1 pseudogene is annotated in these 510 nt (G+C 33.5%); it reads left to right on the top strand.

What is annotated here, in order from left to right:
* Positions 1–510 (top strand): annotated as a pseudogene (locus tag ACQ3F0_RS26785) (pyruvate ferredoxin oxidoreductase); the annotation flags it as partial.

Raw genomic sequence — 510 nt, 5'->3', positions numbered from 1 at the left:
ACAGGTATCCAACGTTCATCAGCAACACCAAGATTTGCAGATACAACAACAACACCAGCAGGAACAGAATCTGATGGTAAAAAACAATATAGAAAAGATTTAGGACAAATAATAGCTGCTCACCATATACCATATGTAGCACAAACTACATTTGTTAAAAATCTTAAAGATCTTCATGTAAAAGCAGAGAAAGCTCACTATAAAAAAGGTTCTGCATTCTTAAATGTAATGGCACCATGTCCAAGAGGATGGAGATATCCTGCAGAAGATTTAATGGAAATATGTCGTTTAGCAGTTGAGACATGTTATTGGCCACTATATGAAGTAGAAGATGGAAAGTGGACATTAAACTATAAACCTAAAAATAAATTACCAATTGAAGATTTCTTAAGACCACAAGGAAGATTCAAACATCTATTCAAAAAAGGTAATGAACATCTAATTGCAGAAATGCAAGCTGAAGTTGACAGAAGATGGGAAGAACTATTAGTTAGATGTGGTGAAAAATAA

The sequence above is a fragment of the Clostridium sediminicola genome, assembly GCF_050402865.1.
Lineage (GTDB): Bacteria > Bacillota > Clostridia > Clostridiales > Clostridiaceae > Clostridium_AF > Clostridium_AF sediminicola.
This window is presented reverse-complemented; position numbering and strand designations above follow the sequence as displayed.